The organism is Pelomonas baiyunensis (genome assembly GCF_043555935.1).
Taxonomy (GTDB): Bacteria; Pseudomonadota; Gammaproteobacteria; order Burkholderiales; family Burkholderiaceae_C; genus Pelomonas; species Pelomonas baiyunensis.
Genome location: NZ_JBIGIB010000003.1, coordinates 244788 through 261921 on the forward strand (window position 1 = coordinate 244788; position 17134 = coordinate 261921).

Here is a 17134-nt window from a genome sequence, read left to right on the forward strand (position 1 = left end):
GTGCCCCCGCTCACTCCCCCGGCGGCGTCTCCGCGTCGGGCTCGCCGTGCCGCTCGGGCTCGGTGGTGTGCAGCAGTTCGTGCAGCACCGAGGTGGCGTACTGGCCGGCGGGCAGGGTGAAGCTCAGCACCAGCTGGTCGGGCTCCGGCCAGGCCCAGGTCAGGTCTTGCGGGTGGGCGGCCAGGGCGCGGCGTTCCTGGTCCAGGCCGGCGTGTTCCATGCCGTCGCACAGCGTGGCGTGGCGGGCGGCCACGCCGTTTTCCAGGGCCTGGGCGGCGTCGGTGGTGCTCACGCGGCCACGGCCCCACAGCGGGCCGGTGGGGCGGCCGGCGGCGTCCAGCACATCGCCGGCGAGCGTCTGCCCCCACAGCCCCTGCTGAATGCGCAGCCCCAGCACCTCGTTGAACACGAAGGAGCGCACGGCCGAGAGGTAGATGCCCTTCTTCTTCGGGTTGCGCACGCGGATCTCGCGGGCCAGCATGGCGCGGCCCTGCTCCACGTTGCCGCCGTCAAAGCCGAAGCGCTGGGCGCCGAAGTAGTTGGGCACGCCCTGCGCGGCCACGGCCTGCAGGTTGGCTTCCACGGCGGCGCGGTCGCCGGTCACGTCACGCAGCACCAGGCGGAAGTGGTTGCCCTGCAGGTCGCCCGGGCGCAGCTTCTTCACGTGGCGGCTTTGGCTCAGCACCTGGAACTCAGGGTGCTGGAGTTGGGTCAGGTCGGGCGTTTCGCCGGCGCCCTTGGCAATCGGCAGGTAGATGCTGAACCACTGCCGCGTGACGGCGTAGCGGTCTTTCAGGCCGGCGTAGCCCACGTCCCATTCGTTCACGCCCGCCGCGGCGGCCAGCTGCTGGGCCACGAAGGCGGTGTTGGCGCCGTTCTTCTGCACGTCCAGCCACAGGTGTTCGCCGGCGCCGGAGGGCAGCTGCAGCGGCTGCTCGGTCACGAGGAAGTCTTCGTTGCGGGCCTTCAGCGTGGCGCGGGCGCCGGTGTCGGGATAGGCGCGGGGCCAGGTCGGAAGGGCGGTGTAGGCGGCTTCGGTCATGGGTGATTGTCCCGCGCGTGGGCCGCAAGGCGGCGGAATTGCGCCACCATTGCGGCCATGGACACGCTGCACGCCCTCGAACAACGCATCACCGACCTGGAGATCAAGGCCAGCTTTGCCGAAGACACGGTGGAGCAACTCAACCAGGTGGTGGTGCGCCAGCAGGCGCAGATCGACCGGCTGGTGAAAGAGCTGGTGGAGCTGCGCAACCAGGCCGCCTCGGCCGCCGAGCCGGGTGGGTTTCGCAGCCTGCGCGACGAGCTGCCGCCGCACTATTGATCTGCCCGCGGCCCGCGCCCCTGCCGCGCGCCCATCGCGAGCCTGGGCCGGCGCAAGCTGCGACTTTCTGCACACCTCACGCGCCGGCCGCTGTGCCACGGCGGGGGCGACCGGCCTACCCTTGGCGCACGTGTCGGCCTTCTCAAGCGGCGCTCACAGCCCCGTCCGGCACACCTCAGGGAGCCAAGTCTTGCGTGGAGTTGTGCGCCATGGACGTCCTGATGGAAGCCGCTGTTGCCGAGGACCGGCCCCAGCCTGAACCCGCCCTGCAAGTGCAGCGAGACGACCTCCAGTGGCAGCAACGCCGCTCGGGGTCGGAGCTGATGCGCGTGCGCGGCGCCTACCGCAACCCTTACGCCCGCGACCGCGCGCGGGTGATGCACAGCCAAAGCTACCGCCAGCTGCAGGGCAAGCACCTGCTGGGCGGGGTGGACGACGGCGAGGTGTTCCGCACCCGCGCCACGCTGGCGCAGGAAGCCGCGCAGCTGTCACGCGGGCTGCTGCGCTCGTTGCAGCACCTGCACTCGGCCAGCGCGCCGTGGGCCCGGTTGCTGCCTGAGCCCAACCTCATCGAGGCCATTGCCTTCGGTCGCCAGATGGGCTGCCCGGCCTTTGGCGAGGCGGGCGAAACCGCGCTGAACAACTGGCTGCACGACAGCGGCGGCTTCTCGGCCCCGGCGCAAACGCTGCGGCTGCTGGCCCGCCAGGAGCCCTATGCCGACCAGTTCGGCCTGGACCTGTCGCGCCGCGTGCTGCTGGGCTGCCTGGCCCACCCCGCGCCGCGCCGCCTGGTGTTCAGCGCCAGCAGCGCCGGCCGCGACGACCGCCGCCGCCCGCCCGGCTGCTACTACGACGCCGACCAGGACATCGTCGACTGGACCCTGCTGCCCGCCAGCAGCAGCGACAGCCACGCCTTCATGCTGCCCTCGGCCCTGCCGCGCGACGGCCACCACGGCGCCGCCGGCTGGAGCGGCTTCGACGCCAGCCTCATCGGCCTGGCCGAGGCGCTGGCCACCGGCGTGCACGTGCTGGAAGACGGCATCCGCCTCGGCCTGGTGACGGCCGAGCGCTGGTTGCGCCTGAAGCCCGACCCGGGATGGGCCGCAGCGGTGGAACTGGGCTCGCCCAGCGAAGCGGCGCGGGCGCTGTTCGGGGCGTCCGAGTCGGCCCGGCGCCGCGCCATCGGCACCTTGGTGAATGCCTTCATCGTGTCGGTGGAGGTGGACGAGCGCGACGACATCGAAGAGCCGCTGCTGCGCCACCGCGTGTGCCTGCTCACCGAGGCCGAGGCCTTCCTGGCGCAGCTGCGCCACCTGGTGCACGAGGTGGCCCTGGGCGCGCCGGCCGTGTCGGCCTACCAGCGCCGCGGCGGCCGCATGCTGCGCGCGGTGGCCGAGGCCTTCTGGGACGACCCCCTGCACCTGCTGCCCGAGGCCCAACGCCAGGCCCACGAGCAGGCCGGCAGCACCGGCGAGCAACGCCGCCTGCTGGCCGACTGGCTGGCCAGCGCCTGCGACGCCCGCGTGATGCGCTGGCACACGCAGCTGGTGGGGCCGGTGAGCGGGTAAAGGCGGGCGTGAATGTGGGCGTGGAGGTGGCCCTGAATGTGGGCCTGAACCGCGAGGCTCAGGCGCCTCAGGCCTCGCCGTCCCAGTAGTCCACCCCGGCGTCCTGGCGTTGCAGCAGGCGCAGGCCGGGGGCGTAGCAGCCCACCTTGCCGGAGTCGGGGTAGACGCAAATCTCCGGCGACTTCTGCGTGCTGACCGACAGGTAGTGCAGCGGCGCGTCGGAGGTGTTGAGGATGTGGTGCGGGTACTCCGGCCCGGCCGGCACGGTGATGACGTCGCCCGCCCGGATGGGCAGCAGCTCGCCGGCCACGCGCAGCGTGCCTTCGCCTTGCAGCACGATGAACATCTCTTCTTCGCCGTGGTGGTAGTGGTAGGGGCAGCCTTGCTGGCCCGGGGCCACCACGTCGATGCGGGCGCCCAGCTGCTGGGCGGCGGTGCCTTGGGTGAGGGAGGCGCCCTCGGTGTCGTAGCGGGGGGCGCGCACGAAGCGCTCGCGGGGGGCGTCGTGGAAGTTGCGGATCAGGCGCTGGCGCAGTTCGGCCGCGCGGTTGGGCAGGGTCATGCAGGGTCTCCGGGGACAATGGCGGTTGAATGAATCCGCCCCTGCATCTTCCAAGCGCCACCGACGACCTGCAATCCGCTGCGCACCAGGTCCTGTCAGCAGTCTTTGGCTACACCGCCTTCCGCGGCCCCCAGGCCGAGATCGTGGAGCAGGTGGCCGCCGGGGGCGACGCGCTGGTGCTGATGCCCACCGGCGGGGGCAAGAGCCTGTGTTACCAGGTGCCGGCCATCCTGCGCCACACGCGCGGGCAGGGCGTGGCCATCGTCGTGAGCCCGCTGATCGCGCTGATGCACGACCAAGTGGGCGCGCTGGAAGAAGCCGGTGTGCATGCCGCCTTCCTGAACAGCAGCCTCACCAGCGAAGAGGCCACGCGCATCGAGCGCGAGATGCTGAGCGGGCGCCTCACGCTGCTGTACGCCGCGCCCGAGCGGCTGACCACGCCGCGCTTCCTGGCCCAGCTGGAAAGCCTGCGCGAGCGGGGCCTGCTGAGCATGTTCGCCATCGACGAGGCGCACTGCGTGAGCCAGTGGGGGCACGACTTCCGCTCGGAGTACCTGCAGCTGAGCCTGCTGCACGAGCGCTTCCCCGAGGTGCCGCGCATCGCGCTCACCGCCACGGCCGACGACCTGACCCGCGCCGACATCATCGAGCGGCTGCAACTGCAAGACGCGCGCGTTTTCATCAGCAGCTTCGACCGGCCCAACATCCGCTACCTCATCGTCGAGAAGAACGGATCGCCGCGCGAGCAGCTGCTGCGTTTCATTCAAGACGAGCACGAGGGCGAGGCGGGCGTCGTGTACTGCCAAAGCCGCAAGAAGGTGGAAGAAACCGCCGAGTTCCTGCAAGCGCAAGGCCTGAACGCGTTGCCCTACCACGCCGGGCTGGACGCTGAGGTGCGCCGCCGCCACCAAGACCGCTTCCTGCGCGAAGACGGGCTCATCATCGTGGCCACCATCGCCTTCGGCATGGGCATCGACAAGCCGGACGTGCGCTTCGTCGCCCACCTGGACCTGCCCAAGAACATCGAGGCCTACTACCAGGAGACCGGCCGCGCCGGCCGCGATGGCGCCCCCGCCGAAGCCTGGATGACCTACGGCCTGGCCGATGTGGTGAACCAGCGCCGCATGATCGACGAGAGCCCGGCGGGCGAGGAGTTCAAGCAAGGCCAGCGCGGCAAGCTGGACGCGCTCTTGGCCCTGGCCGAGGCGACCGACTGCCGGCGCGTGCGGCTGCTGGGCTATTTCGGCGAAGCCAGTGAACCCTGCGGCAACTGCGACAACTGCCTGAACCCGCCGGCCACCTGGGACGCGACCGAAGCCGCGCGCAAGCTGCTGAGCTGCATCTACCGCTTCCATCAGCGGGGCGAGCGCTTCGGCGCCGGCCACCTGATCGACGTGCTGCGCGGCAAGGTGACCGACAAAACCACCCAGTACGGGCATCAAAGCCTGTCCACCTGGGGCTGCGGCGCCGACTTGTCGGAGCAGCAGTGGCGCGCGGTGCTGCGCCAGCTGATTGCGCTGGGGCATGTTGCGGCCGAGGGTGAGTTCAACACCCTGGCGCTGCAAGACAGCGCGCGGGCGGTGCTCAAGGGCGAGGTGGAGATTCGGCTGCGCGAGGCCGAGGAGAAGAAGCCGCGCGGCAAGTCCACCCGCGGCGGGGCGCGCCCCAAGGCCGATCCGGCGCTGGGCCTGGATGCGGAAGCGGCCGAGCGCTTCGAGGCGCTCAAGGCCTGGCGCTCCGAGGTGGCCAAGGAGCATGGCCTGCCGGCCTATGTGATCTTTCAGAACACCACGCTGGCCGAAATGGCGCGGCAGATGCCCGCCGACCTGGCCGAGCTGGGCGACATCAGCGGCGTGGGGGCGAAGAAGCTCGAAGCCTACGGCCGCGAGATCCTGCGCGTGCTGGGTCGGTGATCAGCGGGCGCTGACCGGGAGGTCGGCGCTGGCCATCTGGGTGCCGTCCACGCTGCGGCGGCCTTCAATCACCACGCGCGGCAGTTGCTCCACGGCAGCCACGGCGTCGGGCGTGCGCACGCCGCTGATGACGACGCGCTCCAACTTCACCACCTCGGGGCCTTCGGCCGGCGCGGTGATGGTGGTCCAGGCGGCCGCGGTCAGGGCCACCAGCCCCACCAGCAAGGCGGCGCTGGCGGTTTGCAGGCGGGTGGTGCGGGCGGTGGTGGTGGCGATGCGGTTCATGGTGTGTTCCTCTCTGTCTGTGGCGCCAGTGTGCGGCGGGGAACGGCCCGGAACTAAGGGTTTGCGATAGGTCGCCGGAAAACGCGCCTGAACTGCGGCCGGGCGGGATGGACGGCGTTCGTCGTCAAGCCTGAGGGCCGCCCCTGACGCGGCGGTCGTGCGGTGCCCGGATACTGCGGGCCGCCTATCAGGGAGAGATCAACATGGCACGTGGCAACGACGTTCAACTCGGCGGCATCACCGACCTGGTGCTGCTGGCCGACATCAAACCGGGGTTTGTGGACGCCCTGGAAGTGGCGACCTATGTGGACCGCCTGCGCAAGGTGCTGCGCACGCTCAACAGCCTGCGGCTGGGCTCGCGCGAAAGCAGCGCGCCGGCCTCGCCCTACACCGACATCGTGGCCCGCTGGCGCATCGTCCACTCCTTCCGCTGGGCGGTGGTGGAGGGCAAGAACGGCGCGCCCGACCGCCTGCTGCTCAACGTCAACTTCGACGGCGGCTGGGAGCCCTACATGCGAGTCATCTGGGACCAGCTCGGCTCCACGCTCGACCTGATCCTGTGCCACGTGGAGGGCTACGAGCTCTCGTGCAACTGCAGCTTCGAGACCTACGCCCGCTGGGTGCGGGCGCATGAAATCTCGGCCGACTTTTTGTTCATCGAGTCCGGCCGCACGGTGAGCGATGCGGAATACCTCGCCAAGCTGGAAGCCGCCCAGCGCGGCCACGCCAGCGAGTTGGGCGCCGACCGCCTGCGCGCCCCCGCCGCCGGCGAGGTGCAGCCGCTGCCCACCGCGCCGGCCGACCAGTTCGCCATGGCCGCGCGCGGCCTGGTGCCGCTGGCCGCCTTGTTCACGCTGCAACGCTTCTTCAACGAAAAGGCCTGGGATGGCCGCGTGCTGCTGCGCGCCACGCAAGACGTGCTGTTCGAGCTGACCCGCCTGGGCACCGCGCTGCAGTTCCCGGTGGGCACCGGCACCACCCCGGGCGAGCTGCTGCGCCGCCGCCACTTCGCCATGCTGAAGTGGTTCGAGACGACGCTGACGCCGCCCGCCGTGCAGGCCCGTGCGCTGGACGTGCAAGACGCCGACCTGCAAGCCGGCATGCTCACCAAGCTGCCCACCAACCGCGGCGCGTTGCTGCTGCTGCGCATTGCCCAGCCCACGCAGGCGCTGGCCTGGCTGTCCACCGCGCCGGTCACGGCCGAAGGCCAGGCGCCCGCCGGCACCGGCGCGCTGCAAGGCGTGTGGACGCAACTCGCCCTCACGCTGGCCGGCCTGCAAGCCCTGGGCGTGCCGCAGGCGCGGCTGGACCGCTTCCCGCAGGCCTTCAAGGAAGGCATGGCCGCCCGCGCCGGCCTGCTGGGCGACGTGCGCCACAACCACCCCGCGCACTGGGCCCTGGCCCCGCACGTGAACGGCCGCGACCGGTTCGACCCCGCCGGCGCCCATGTGCTGGTGCAAATTCGCTTCACCAGCACCGAGCCGGGCGAGGCCGTCACCCCCGCTGACCAGGCCCGCATCGACGCCGCCGCCCAGGCGCTCACCCAAGGCACGGGCCTCGCGCTGATGGCCGTGGAGCCCCTGCGCAGCAACGCGGTGGACAGCGAGAACTTCGGCTTCAAAGACGGCATCAGCCAGCCCACCCCGAAGTGGAAAACGCCCACCGCCACCGGCGCCAACTGGGACGACCGGGTGGAGAACGGCGAAATCCTGCAGGGCTACCCCACCGCGCGCGACAAGGGCTACGCCGTGCCCGAGCAGCCCGACGCGCTGCTGGACCGCGGCAGCTTCCTCGTCGTGCGCAAGCTGCGCCAGTACGTGGGCCGGCTGGATGCGCGCATCACCGACGCCGCCCGCACCACCGGTCTGCCCAAAGAGCTGCTGCTGGCCAAGCTCATGGGCCGCTGGCGCACCGGCGTGCCGCTGGCCGACGAGCGCGTGCCCGCGTCAGGCAACGACTTCAACTACGAGGCCGATGCCAAGGGCGCGATGTGCCCCTTCCACGCGCACATCCGCCGCACCAACCCGCGCGACCAGGGTGCCGACATGGCCTTCGCCCGCGCCCGCATGCCGCGCATCCTGCGCCGCGGCATGAGCTACGGCCCCCCGCCCAACCGCGATCAACCCGTGGACGACGCCGATCGCGGCCTCGTCTTCATGGCCTACAACGCCCACCTGGCCGAGCAGTTCGAGGTGGTGCAACGCTGGGTGGCCGGCGGCAACGCCAGCGGTGGCTACTCCGGCCAGAGCGACCCGCTCCTGGGCGTGGTGGACGGCACCGGCCCGCGCCTGTACCCGTTCGAGCACGACAAGCGCGCGTATGAGATTGACCTGGGCCATCAGCCCTTCGTCACGCTGCAGTGGGGCGCCTACTTCTTCGTGCCCTCGGTGCGGGCGCTCAAGAGCCTGCCCGGCCTGGTGGAGCTGCCCCTGCCGCAACTGCCCGCCGTGCCACTGCCCGACGCCGTGCCCGCGCTGACCGACTTTGACGGCTGGCGCCAGGCGCTGGAAGACACCAACAAGCGCGACTCCACCTGGGCCTGGGTGCGCGCCCAGCCCGGCGGCGTGGTGTCCACCGCCTACGGCGTGCTCGTGGGCGCGGCCGAGCGGGTGCAGCAGGTGCTGCGCAATGCGCCCGACCGCTACTCCAACGCCGGCTACGGCCAGCGCATGGCCGACTCCGTGGGCGTGGGCTTCCTGGGCCTGGACGACGACACCGGCCACCGCGAGCAGGCGCCCGCCGTGAACAAGATTCTGGAAAGCGTCAGCGAGCGCGATGCCTTCGCCGCCGCCTACCAAATCGCCACCGCCGGCATCGCCGGGCTCAAGCAAGAGGCCCAGGCGCTGCTGGCCGCCTTCCCGCCCAGCCAAAAGCCCGCCGACCTGCCCACCGACACCCCGCTGGACCTGGAGCGCCTGAGCGAAGGCGTGCTGGCCAAGCTGTGCCAGGTGTGGTTTGGCCCGCCGGACGGCCGCCACGTGTGGGGCACCGAGTTCCACCCCGCCAGCGAACCCGAAGCCCCGCGCTGCCCGGCCGCGCTGTTCCGCGTGTCGCGCTACGTGTTCGGGCCGCACCCCACGCCCGACGTGTGCCAGGCCGGGCGCGACGCCGGCAGCAGCTTCACCGCTGCGGTGGACCGCTGGCTGGCCGCCACGCCATTCGAGCAACTGCCCAAGCTCACCCAGGCCATCTTGATGGCTGCCCGTGCCGTGCCCAACGCCCCGGCCGACCTGCCCGTGCGCACCCTGGCCGGCGTGATGCTGGGCTTCCCGCCCACCACCCACGCCAACCTGCTGGCCACGCTGGCCATCTGGGTGCAAACCAAGAAGCTGTGGGACCTGCAGCCCCAATGGCACGAAGTGCCCGCCACCACGCCGCTGCCCGAGCGCTACACCGCCGCCGTGGCCCGCCTGCGCCCCGCGCTGGTGGCCACCATGAACTACAAGCCCACGCCCTTCCAGATCTGGCGCCTGGCCCGCACCGACCACCGCCTGGGCGAGGTGGACGTGAAAGCCGGCGACACCCTGGTGGTGGCCCTGGGCTCCGCCACCCAGCAAGACCCGCTGCGCCACCACGTCGCCTTCGGCGGCGACCGCGCCGACCCGCAAGGCGCCCCGCCCCACGCCTGCCCCGGCTACGGCATGGCCATGGGCGTGATGCTGGGCGTGATCGCCGCCGTGCTGGACGCGGGGGTGATGCGGTTCACGGGCTCGCCGACGGTGGTGGCGTTGGCGGTGTGAGGGGGCGTTCCATCTTCCGGGCCGGCCTGACCTGTGTGGCGCTGCTGGCCTTGCCGGCCTCGGCTCAGGTCGCGCCGGCCGAGGTGCAGGCCGGCGTGGCCGCGTGTGCCGACGCCAACTTCAGCTGGCTGGACTGCGCCCGGGGCATCGAGCGCCAGGCGCTGCCGGGTGTCGGTGTGAGCCGGTCGCCGGGCGTCCTCACGCTCCAGACCGCTCGGGCCACCGTGCGCCTGAAGGACACGTTCGACGCCACCGGTTTCCCGACGACCGTCTACACCTACCTCGGCCCGGCCAAGCCGCTCCCACACCACCTGGTGCTTCAGCTGCACGAGGAGCAAAGCAGCCATTGGCTGATCGATGCCGAATCCGGCCACATCGCCCAGCTGCCCAGCTTTCCTGTCGTGGCGCCCGGTGGCCGCCATGCGGTGGTCGCGTCCGAAGACCTGGGGGCTGGCTTTCGACCCAACGTCCTCGAAATTTGGCGCGTGGCGGATGGTGCGATTCAGCGCGAGGCGAGCTTCAAGCCGGCCTGGGGGCCACGTGCGGTTCGTTGGGTGACGGCCGAGCGCGTGGAGGTCACCAAGGTGTGCCTGCAACCCACCGCGCCGGAGCCCCAGCTTTGCGGCTTGGCCTCGCTCACGCGCCGCGGCGGCGTGTGGCGGCTGATGGACTGAGGGGACGGTGGGGCACGGTGCCAGTGGTCGTCCGGGCCTGGTTGCCAGCGGGGCGGCTATCGGCCACGCGCCATCACCCGCAGACGGCGGGTATGCGGAGGTCAACCTGACTGCCCTGCAAGCAATCGGTGGGCATGTCGCGCTGAGGCAGCCCCCTCAATTGCGCTGGGTCCGAGCGGCTGGCAGAGTCGCGCCGGTTCATGCCGCTTTCCGCATCAATTTAATGGCAGTGAATTGCAGCTTGCCGCTTGAAATCTCTATTCCGGTCAGCGAGTTGCCGTTAATTTCCCGGGCCTGGTTAAGCAGCAGTGCCCGGAGTTCTGCGGCACGGCGTGCTGGATAAACCAATAGTTAGGCTCTCTTCAAACAGCCTGTCAGGCACACGTTAGAGTGTCAGTTCATCATGAGTACTAATCCTGTCCTTGCAGCTATTCCCCTCTGGCATGCGCAAATGGCATGGGCCAAAGAACTCATCAAGCGCAGCTTCAATTTGGAGCATCCAGAGGACATCCTTCTTCACACGAACAGAGGCAGGCATGCAATTCCTGGAACATCTTGGTTCTTATGCACTCACGGCATCGGTGTTGATATCTACAAAACCCCCGACGTCGGCGGAATTGATTTTGACTTCGACAAACCAAACCCAGATCCATGGCGCATGAAAATCTTCATCGAGCGTCAGGTAAACGAAGGAAACCTTCCTTATGAACCATTCCAGCAACTCCTGGCTGATGAAGAAAAGCTGAAAATCGCAATCGAAGATGCGCTAGAGGTCCAAAAATCAAACCTTGAATGAGCACATCAACCAGGCTAGATCTATGCAAATGCAACACCGTGCCTACGCGCCCCAGCCTAACTGGGGGTTCAACGCGGACGCCAACATAGGCCATGGCTTCGCCATTTTCATGGCCTATGTTGGTGCCCTCCAGCCTTCGGCTTCCGGCGCCGGTTAACCAGGGCGTTGGACAGAACAGCATGCGTAAAGCACTCATCCCGTTGTCCATTCTCTTGTTCGTCGCCTTTGGCGCTCAAGGGGCTGACCGAAAGCAGAAATTTGCGTCGTTCGTGGTGAATTCGCGCGAGAGCCCCGAATTGAGGTATGAGTTTTCTGAGGCGGCCGCTACCTCAAACGATCCAATCGTGATTTCCGCAATCGGAAGAAATCTATTGAAGTCGGATCTGGAGAATCGAACAGACTTGCAAAAGATCTGGCTTGGCCGAAACGTGCCCAAAGCATTCGTGATTCAAGCCCGTGTACAGGTGGGGGACTGCGGCGTAAGTCAGCCAGGGGAATTTCATCACTGCGACGCGTATGAGTTCAAAGATCCAAAGACGGGGAAGGTGCATGCCTACTACATCTACATTGGCAACTGGCCATTTCTCTGAACCTGGTGCTGCCCAACCTTTTGCTGCAGCGGACGGCTTCGCCGCTCGCTGAGCGTGAACGTTAGCCATTGCAAATACCATCTCGGCATGCTTACTGATCTGATCGTTGCAACTCTTGAAGAAGCCCCTGCAATTTTGCAATCGCAGGGACACGCGAGCATTTGGCCAACCCTGGAAGCGAAAGGCATTGACCAAGTCAAGCTGGCAAGCCTCCGCTTCATCTTGAAGGGTGAGCCGCCTGAGGATCAGGTGGTCATCGAGTACATGAAGTCGTTTGAGATCCAAGCCGATGGTGGCGCAGAGGGGCCGTGGGTCGATTCACTGCCCGAGGACTTGGTTGGTCTGCTTGCCGCAATCTCTGCACCAGATATCCAAAGGCTTGCAACTGCTTGGGCAAATACCGAGGAAGCTCAGCTTGATCGTTGGGTCGCAGCAGACGTAGAGCCGCTTCTTGGAGAACTCTCTGCGCTTGCTGCTGGAGCGGTGGCTCAAGGGAAGCGATTGCTGCTATGGGTTTGCCTGTAGCAATGGCTGACCAGTCGCTCGAGCCGACTCGCGTCGCCATGCCGCCGCCGCTCACGGCTCAACTTCGACGTTAGGCATCAATTCAAGATCGCACTGTGGTCATGTTTGTGCTGATTAGCGGTGCTGTGGCAAATCCTGGGCGTCATGAGGTGGCGCCGCCGATGACGATTGAAAGAGCACTGGACTTGGCAGGCAAGCCTTGCTCGGACTTCGACGAAGTGGCCCGCCGGCCCCATTCATGTGCGTAGGCCTCGGCACGGCCGGGCCGTCGATGTGTGGGAATTCAATCTCACTGACGAGCCTGCCCTTTGGAGAACATTTGTCGTGGACCCAAATGATCTGGTGGTATTCACTTGGCACATCGAGGAAAGCGATGCCTAACTGTCGAGTCCCGGATGAATGGCTCCTTGGCAGCCAGCAGGCGAGGCGCGCAAAGCTCGGGGTATGACCGCGCTGCCGACATGGCGCCCTCGCGGCGGCATTCGCCCCGTGGCATGGACGTTGGCGCTGGGGTTGCAAGGCGGCCTGTGGGCTGGGCTGTGGCAGGCCAGCCAGAGTGGCGGCCCCGGGGCTTCGCCTTCCGCGGCGCTGCCGAGCATTCGCACAGTGGTGCCGGTGCGCTGGGTGGCGCCCCCGCCCGCGCGGGTGGCGGGCACGGTGGCGGCAGCGCAACCGCGCGGTGGCGCGGTGGGCCGTTCAACGCGGTGGGTGGAGGGCGTGCCGCCCGTGGACGCTCCGCAGGCCGTGTCCGACGCGCGACCGGTGACGGGTGCTGCCGGTTCAGGCGCCGGCGCTGCCGAGGGCGTGGTGCCCCGCCTGCCGGCTACGCCCGCAGAGGCTGTCGCCCCGCTGGACTTGCGGGTGCCTCGGGCTGCGCTGCGCACTCCGGCCGACCACGGCGCCGCCTGGGCGGCGCAGGACGACCGGGCCCACTCCGCACCCTTGACCCGCTGGGACCGCCTGGCCCAGGCCAGCGGCGCTGCGCCATGCTTTGTGATGCGGCGCGATGCCGACGGACAGTTGCGCAAGCAGGTGGGCCGCTTGGTGGGCCGGCCCCGGTTGTATGCCGAAGCCACCGGCGACACGCGGCCGGTGTTTCAGTGTGAGGCGGGTTGAAGGACTGAGGCGTGGAGGGGCTGACGGGCTCAGTGGCTAAGCCGCCGTGCGGCTCCTCGCCCTCCTAAATCGACAAATCCCTCAACCGCTTGCTCGCCTCGCGGTTGGCCAGCAGTTCGGTGCCGTCTTTCATCAGGATTTGCAGCTGGCTTTGCTCGTCGGCTTTCATGGACTCCACGAAGTCCAGGTTCACGATGGCGTTGCGGTGCACGCGCAGGAAGCGGGTGGGGTCCAGCCGGGCTTCGAGGTCGGTGAGGGCCATGCGCACCAGAAAGCTCGCGCCGCGGGCGGTGATCTGGGTGTATTTCAGGTCGGCGCGCAGGTGTTCGATCTCGCCCAGCGCGAGCGGGAAGATGCGCCCCCGGTCGCGCACCAGGATGCGCGCCAGCGCCTCGCCGGGCTGGGTTTGCAGCGCGCTCACGGCAGCGGCGCTGCGTTCGGCGGCGGGCGCCGGGGTTTGCAGTGCGCGCTGCACGGCGGCCTGGAAGCGGGCTTGGGTGAAGGGCTTGAGCAGGTAGTCCAGCGCGTGCAGCTCGAAGGCGGTCACGGCGTGCTGGTCGTACGCGGTGGTGAAGATGAGCGGCGGCACGGTGGCGAGCTGGCGCACCACCTCCAGGCCGGTGAGCTCAGGCATCTGGATGTCCATGAACACGAGGTCGGGCGACAGGGCGGTGATCAGGCGCAGCGCCTCGCGCCCATTGGTGGCTTCGCCCACCAGCACCAGCTCGGGCAGCGCGGCGATGAAGTCGCGCAGGGTCTCGCGGGCGAGCGGCTCGTCTTCGCAGATGACAACGCGGATGGTCATGTTGGCAACCTCATTTCCACAGTGAACCCCTGGCCGGGTGCCGACCGCACTTCAAACCGCGCGGCATCGCCCCAGCGCAGCGCCAGCCGCCGGGCCACGGTGCGCAGGCCCAGGCCCGTGCCGGGGGGCAGGGCGCCGTCGGGGGGCAGTTGCACGCCGGGGCCGTCGTCGGCCACGCGCAGGCGCAGCGGGCCGTCGGCGGTGTCGATGTCGATGCGCAAGGTGCCGGGCTCGCTGCGCGGGTTGAACGCGTGCTTGATGCTGTTCTCCACCAGCGGCTGCAGGCTCAGCGCCGGCACGCTGCGGCCCAGCAGGTCGTCGTCCACGTGCCAGTGCACGCGCAGCCGGTCGCCCAGGCGAATGGCTTCCAGCGCCAGGTACTGCTCGGTGAAGGCGAGTTCGTCGCGCAGCAGCACCTGGTCGTCGCCGCTGCGTTCGGTGTCCAGCAGGTAGCGCAGCATTTCGCTGAAGGTGAACAGGGCTTCTTCGGCGCGCACGGCGTCTTTGCGCACCAGCGCCAGGATGCTGTGCAGCGTGTTGAACAAGAAGTGCGGGTTGAGCTTGTTGCGCAGGGCGGCCAACTCGCTGCGCGCCAGCAGCATTTGCGCCTGCGCCGCGGCGGCGGCCTCGGCCCGGGCGCGTTGCACCGCGCGGTAGGCGCTGAAGCCGCCCGCCGCAGCGGCGTAGGCCAGCATGCCGAACTCCAGCTGCCAGATGAACCAGTTGTTGCGCGCTCGCTCGGCCGCGTCCACGCCCGACTCCAGCGCAATCCACCCCCACAGCACGCCGTACCAGGCCACCACAAAGGCCACGGCCAGCACCGCGTGCGCAGCCACCTGGCGAACGGCACCCAGCCGGCGGGTTTCCATCCAGCCGGTGGCGGGCCAGAGCAGCAACAGCAGCACGAACTGCGGGCCCATGTTGCGCAGCGTGCCGTGCAGCGCGCTCCACAGGTTGAAGCCACGCGCCCACACGCCGTCGGTCTCCACCGCCACGAGGTAGATCAACAGCACCGGCAGCCAGGCCAGGGCGTAGATGCGCAGCACCTCGCGCGGGGGGAGCCACGGCTCAGCGGGGGGCGTTGCCAGGGCGGCGGGTGGGTGGGAGGTCATGGCGCCGATTGTGGGCGCCGGGCATCAGCGGCGGCAGGCGGTGCGCTGGAGGCACGGAATCTGGGGCTGGTTTGAGGACGCGGGGGCCCAGCGGGCCCGTCCCCCGCTGCCCGCCCCAACAAGGCGCTTACTTCTGCTGCGTGCAGGTTTCGCGGCCGAAATTGCCGCCCTTGAACTCGGGCTCGTAGTACCACTTGCTGAACTGCCACAGCCCGCCGCGCGTTTTGCGGAAGGTGGCGATGCCGGTGCCGTAGTCCTGGGTGGACGGGTCGGTCAGCGCGAAGTGGATGGCCATGTGGGCGCCGTCGCTGGCGGCTTGGCCGGGGTAGCGGCCGTAGCCGGGCACCTCCAGCTCGAACCGGTACGCGCCGTGGCGGCCGCTGCTTTGCTCGCGCACCAGGGTCAGGGTGACGGTGCCGGTGTAGGGGCCTTCGTGGTCGTCCACGCCTTGGCAGGTGTAGCGGCCGCTGTAGTCGGCGCCGGTGAAGGGTTGGGGCGCGGCCTGGGCCGTGGTGGCCAGGCTGAGCAGCAGCGGGGCGATCCAGCGCATGGGAGGTGAACCTCTAAAGCCTTTGACGCCGCTAGTTTGAGCCCGCCGCCTGGGGCCGACCCAAGGGCCGACCCGGGGGCGGTGCCCCCGGGTGCTGCATCAGCAGCTGATCTTGGCGAGCCCGGTGCCTGCGCCGGCGGCGGCCGGCAGCTTCTGCTTCACGCACGCCGGTGCTTGCAGCGTGTAGCTGTACGGGATGCCGAGCGGGAAGTTGGCGGTGCTGCGCCAGTCGGTGGCGTCCCGTGAAGGCGACGAGCCGCTGGCCACCCAAGTGATGCCGTAGGTGGCGAAGTCGGCCGGGCTTTGGATGTTGTTGTTGCGCAGCTGCCAGTAGCCGATGGACGAGCTGTCGCGCGAGGTGACCGGGTTCTGTGAGTTCTCGAACCAGTTGCCCTCAATCAGCGCGTAGCCCCCCATGCGGATGTTGGCGCCCGAGGTTTGGATGCCGGTGTAGAGGTTGTTGTAGAGGTGGGTGTAGCCGCCGCGTTGCAGGGGCAGGCGGGAGCCCACATCCTTGTAGTGGTTGTGGTGGAAGGTGATGAAGCGGTCGCTCGCGTCGCTGTCGCTGGAGCCGATCAGGCCGACCTTGTGGTGGTCGTGGATGTAGTTGTAGGAGTAGGTGATGTGGTGGGCACCGGCCTTGTTGTCCACCAGGCCGTCGAACTCCAGGTCACCCGCCCCGCTGCATTCCTTGAGGCTGCTGAAGAGGGTGTTGTGGTCCACCCAGATGTAGCCGGGGAATTTGCCGCTCTGGCCTTCGATGCCGATGGCGTCGATGGAGCCGGGCAGCAGGCCGATGGTCATGTTGCGGACGATGATGTTCTGCGAGTCGCCCTTGATGGCGAGGCCGAAGTTGGCGGCCGATCCATCGGCGCCTTCGACGGTGACGTTGTCCTTGCCCTTGATCTCCACAATGGCGCCGGCCGGTTTTTTCCATTGCGTGCAGGCGTCGGGGATGGTGCCGAAGTCGAAGCGGCCGGTGTAGCGCAACACCAGACCCGAGGCGCCGTCATAGCTGTCGATGGCGGCTTGCATCTGGGCGGCGGTGCTGACGGTCACGGCCGCCTTCGTGCCGCCGCCGGTCACCGTGCCCGCATAGCCACCGCTGCTGCCGGCGGGTGCGGGGGCCGGCGCAGGCGTGGGTGCGGGCGTGGGCGCCGGTGTGGGTGCCGGTGTTGGGGCCGGGCTGCCCACCGGGCCGACGGCGCACTTCTTGGTGAGGCCGGGGTTGGGGTCGGAGCCGAAGGTGGCCACGGAGCAGGCGACATCGCCCTTGAGGGTTTTGACGACCCATTTGTCTTTGATGCCGAAGGACACCGGGCGGGCGCTGGCGCCGGCGGCGCAGGTTTCGCCTTCGTTGGCGCATTTCGAGTAGCCCGTGGGCCAGTCAACGGCCTGCGCGGCCGTGGCGGCCAGCAGCAGGGACAGGGCGGCACCGGCCGACCGGGTGGCGGGCAGCGGCGGGGGCGTGAGCGGGGTCGACGTCGTCATGGGGTGGTTTCCAGGTCGTGGCGGCCGCGCAGGGGCGGTTGCGGTGCGTGCGGCCGGGTGTCAGGCGCAGCTGTGCACGGCGGGTC

At 69.0% G+C, this 17134-nt stretch carries 16 protein-coding genes; 9 read left to right on the forward strand and 7 right to left on the reverse strand.

Translation table 11 applies throughout. The annotated features are described in order from the left end of the window. Nucleotides 1-10 precede the first annotated feature (10 nt). Nucleotides 11-1042 carry a tRNA pseudouridine(13) synthase TruD gene (truD, locus tag ACG01O_RS11575; protein ID WP_394384667.1) on the reverse strand — a complete coding sequence of 344 codons (1032 nt, stop codon included), beginning with the start codon at nucleotides 1040-1042 and terminating at the stop codon, nucleotides 11-13. 57 nt (nucleotides 1043-1099) lie between these two features. On the opposite strand from truD, the gene ACG01O_RS11580 reads away from it, so the two are divergent. Further along, complete coding sequence (locus ACG01O_RS11580; protein WP_394384668.1) at nucleotides 1100-1321, forward strand: SlyX family protein; 222 nt, start codon at nucleotides 1100-1102, stop codon at nucleotides 1319-1321. A 209-nt stretch (nucleotides 1322-1530) separates the two neighbouring features. Beyond that, nucleotides 1531-2889, forward strand: coding sequence for a dGTP triphosphohydrolase (dgt, locus tag ACG01O_RS11585; protein ID WP_394384670.1), 1359 nt, complete (start codon nucleotides 1531-1533; stop codon nucleotides 2887-2889). A 67-nt stretch (nucleotides 2890-2956) separates the two neighbouring features. On the opposite strand, the gene ACG01O_RS11590 is transcribed toward dgt, so the two are convergent. Then, a complete protein-coding gene (locus ACG01O_RS11590; protein WP_394384672.1) occupies nucleotides 2957-3451 on the reverse strand; it encodes a cupin domain-containing protein in 495 nt (164 codons plus the stop codon). Between the two features lie 29 nt (nucleotides 3452-3480). On the opposite strand from ACG01O_RS11590, the gene recQ reads away from it, so the two are divergent. Continuing rightward, nucleotides 3481-5364 (forward strand): DNA helicase RecQ, encoded by a 1884-nt coding sequence (recQ, locus tag ACG01O_RS11595; RefSeq protein ID WP_394384673.1) that lies wholly within the window; start codon nucleotides 3481-3483, stop codon nucleotides 5362-5364. Here the strand turns inward: recQ and ACG01O_RS11600 are convergent, their stop codons facing one another. Then, complete coding sequence (locus ACG01O_RS11600; RefSeq protein ID WP_394384675.1) at nucleotides 5365-5649, reverse strand: hypothetical protein; 285 nt, start codon at nucleotides 5647-5649, stop codon at nucleotides 5365-5367. It abuts the gene before it with no gap. Between the two features lie 203 nt (nucleotides 5650-5852). Here ACG01O_RS11600 and ACG01O_RS11605 point away from each other — a divergent pair, with 203 nt between their 5' ends. From ACG01O_RS11605 to ACG01O_RS11630, 6 genes are all read left to right on the forward strand, one after another. Then, complete coding sequence (locus ACG01O_RS11605) at nucleotides 5853-9389, forward strand: hypothetical protein (RefSeq protein ID WP_394384677.1); 3537 nt, start codon at nucleotides 5853-5855, stop codon at nucleotides 9387-9389. Continuing rightward, complete coding sequence (locus tag ACG01O_RS11610) at nucleotides 9386-10063, forward strand: hypothetical protein (protein WP_394384679.1); 678 nt, start codon at nucleotides 9386-9388, stop codon at nucleotides 10061-10063. The genes ACG01O_RS11605 and ACG01O_RS11610 overlap by 4 nt, the downstream gene beginning before the upstream one ends. A 403-nt stretch (nucleotides 10064-10466) precedes the next feature. Further along, nucleotides 10467-10859 carry a DUF6896 domain-containing protein gene (locus ACG01O_RS11615; protein WP_394384680.1) on the forward strand — a complete coding sequence of 131 codons (393 nt, stop codon included), beginning with the start codon at nucleotides 10467-10469 and terminating at the stop codon, nucleotides 10857-10859. 179 nt (nucleotides 10860-11038) lie between these two features. Next, nucleotides 11039-11449: a hypothetical protein gene (locus ACG01O_RS11620; RefSeq protein ID WP_394384682.1), complete on the forward strand. Its 411-nt coding sequence runs from the start codon at nucleotides 11039-11041 to the stop codon at nucleotides 11447-11449. A gap of 87 nt (nucleotides 11450-11536) precedes the next feature. Next, nucleotides 11537-11974, forward strand: a complete 438-nt coding sequence (locus tag ACG01O_RS11625; protein ID WP_394384684.1) for a hypothetical protein — start codon at nucleotides 11537-11539, stop codon at nucleotides 11972-11974. Nucleotides 11975-12463: 489 nt separating this feature from the next. Next, on the forward strand, nucleotides 12464-13090 hold the full coding sequence (locus ACG01O_RS11630) for a hypothetical protein (protein WP_394384686.1): 627 nt from the start codon (nucleotides 12464-12466) through the stop codon (nucleotides 13088-13090). 64 nt (nucleotides 13091-13154) lie between these two features. Here ACG01O_RS11630 and ACG01O_RS11635 read toward each other — a convergent pair whose 3' ends face one another. The 4 genes from ACG01O_RS11635 to ACG01O_RS11650 all read right to left on the reverse strand — a co-directional run bounded on the left by ACG01O_RS11635 (nucleotide 13155) and on the right by ACG01O_RS11650 (nucleotide 17048). After that, nucleotides 13155-13895 (reverse strand): LytR/AlgR family response regulator transcription factor, encoded by a 741-nt coding sequence (locus ACG01O_RS11635; RefSeq protein ID WP_394384688.1) that lies wholly within the window; start codon nucleotides 13893-13895, stop codon nucleotides 13155-13157. Next, the gene (locus ACG01O_RS11640) at nucleotides 13892-15007 is read right to left on the reverse strand and encodes a sensor histidine kinase (protein WP_394384690.1); all 1116 of its coding nucleotides are present in this window, start codon (nucleotides 15005-15007) and stop codon (nucleotides 13892-13894) included. Before ACG01O_RS11640 ends, ACG01O_RS11635 begins: the two co-directional genes overlap by 4 nt. Before the next feature lie 127 nt (nucleotides 15008-15134). After that, nucleotides 15135-15557, reverse strand: a complete 423-nt coding sequence (locus tag ACG01O_RS11645) for a hypothetical protein (RefSeq protein ID WP_394384692.1) — start codon at nucleotides 15555-15557, stop codon at nucleotides 15135-15137. A gap of 99 nt (nucleotides 15558-15656) precedes the next feature. After that, nucleotides 15657-17048 (reverse strand): pectate lyase family protein, encoded by a 1392-nt coding sequence (locus ACG01O_RS11650; protein ID WP_394384693.1) that lies wholly within the window; start codon nucleotides 17046-17048, stop codon nucleotides 15657-15659. Nucleotides 17049-17134 lie beyond the last annotated feature (86 nt).